We start from the raw sequence: 1,628 nt of genomic DNA, 5'->3' as shown, positions 1-1,628 counted from the left end.
TGAGCAGGGCGACACGTGCTGAGCGCTGATCGTGCGTTGCGCCTGGTCGGCTCAAAACGCGTTCAGCGGCTGTGATCTGCTTGGTCAGGGTTAGCAGCTGCATCTGCCAGGCTTGATAGGTACGCGCGTAGCCGCGATTGATCTTGAGTTGAGTCTTACTGGCTATTTCGGTCGAAATCAGCACTTGTTGCACGGCAAACGCCAGCGCGGCTTCACCTTTCAGACCCGGCAGCATGAAGGTGCCCAGCGCATGCCATCCAGACTTGACGTGGTTGTTGGCGATCTTGATCAACGTCGCGAAAGATTCTTTACCCGCCTCGGTGATGGCCCGATACAACTGACTGTTCTTGACGCTCTCGAGATCCAGCACTGCAGCAACTTCTGAAGAGCGTGTCGCAAAGCTCGTAGCGTCCCCAGAAGCGCCGGGATTGAAAAGAGCAGCGCTGCCGTCGCCCTGGTGGCCTTGGTCATCCAGATAACCGGTGGTGCTGAAGTTGTGCGCTACCTGTTTGAGCAGCCTTTCCACTTCCGGGTTGAAGTTGAGCCGTGCCAGGCCAAACAGTGAGCTGGGTTGCTGGGCCTGTTTGCACAGCCATTGCTGACCGTCGTGACCTAGTGCTAACAGCGTATAAACGGTTTGGGCGGTTCGCATCAGCGAGCAGGCTTGGGCTTCATCCGTGGTGTCGTGGTAAATCTCGTCGGCATCGGGGCCCAGTCGGTCGAGCCAGGTAATGAGGTCAAGTTCGCTACGCGTGCAGTGTTCCTGCAGTCGCTGCGCTTCAAGGCTTGTCTGCCCAAAGTATTTCCGGACTTCTTCGAAATGCACGTCCTCACGCCAGAGGCGCCTGCTGTTCCAGCTATCGAAGGCGGTTTGCCATTTCTGTTGATCGGGCAAATGGCCGCGCTTGGCTTGGAATGTGGACTGAGCTGTTTTAAACGCCGCTGTCGCGGCCATTGACGCCATTGCGTATTCATCTGCCGTGACCAGATCCTTGGCGCGTTCGATCTCGTCCTGTGTGCGCAGCAGCTCGTAGAGATCATCGACATAGGCTTGCCGACCGGCCGCATCGGTGATCGACGGCGGAATCAGTTCATCGGTTTCCAGGCCGCACAGGGTCATGACGGCGGCGGCACTTTGCAGCTTCTGCTGATGAAGCCTGTCGAACGCGCTCTGTTCCGCCTGCCTTCCGGCCAGGTTCATGCTCAGGTCATCGATGATTGCCAGCGGGTCGTCCAGGGCGACGAACAGCGCCGTGTCCTGCTCGGGAACATGCCCACGCACCAGGCACTCTTCAAAGGCTGCCTTGAACGGGGCGCCTTCGGCTGCGACCTCTGTTGCCAGCAGCGTGCTGGTGAAGGAGGGCGCGCAGGAGCCCTCGACGAGGATGTCCGACACGCTGGTGCCCAGCTCGGTGATCGGCCCACCGTGGTCCAGGCTCAAGCTCTGGCAGAACGCGGGTAAGTCGACCTCACGCATCCACTGGCTGCGTGCCGTTGTGTTGCTGCGCAGGTGCTCGCACAGGCGCCAGGTCCATTGCACGAGCGAGTAGGCGAGGTGGAGTTGACTGCGGCGGGGGTAGAGCAGGTAAGGATGCGTCTCGCCGGGGTTATGCCGTGCGTTCTGACCT

Annotated in this window: 1 protein-coding gene; it reads right to left on the bottom strand. The window is 59.8% G+C overall.

The genetic code is table 11. The annotated features are described in order from the left end of the window. On the bottom strand, positions 1-1,628 hold a 1,628-nt coding region (locus SJI00_RS22280), incomplete at both ends, for a toxin VasX (RefSeq protein ID WP_416221082.1).

This window comes from Pseudomonas gebzensis, assembly GCF_034427815.1.
Classification (GTDB): domain Bacteria; phylum Pseudomonadota; class Gammaproteobacteria; order Pseudomonadales; family Pseudomonadaceae; genus Aquipseudomonas.
The sequence above is the reverse complement of the archived record's forward strand: the minus strand, read 5'-3'. Positions and strand labels throughout refer to the sequence as shown.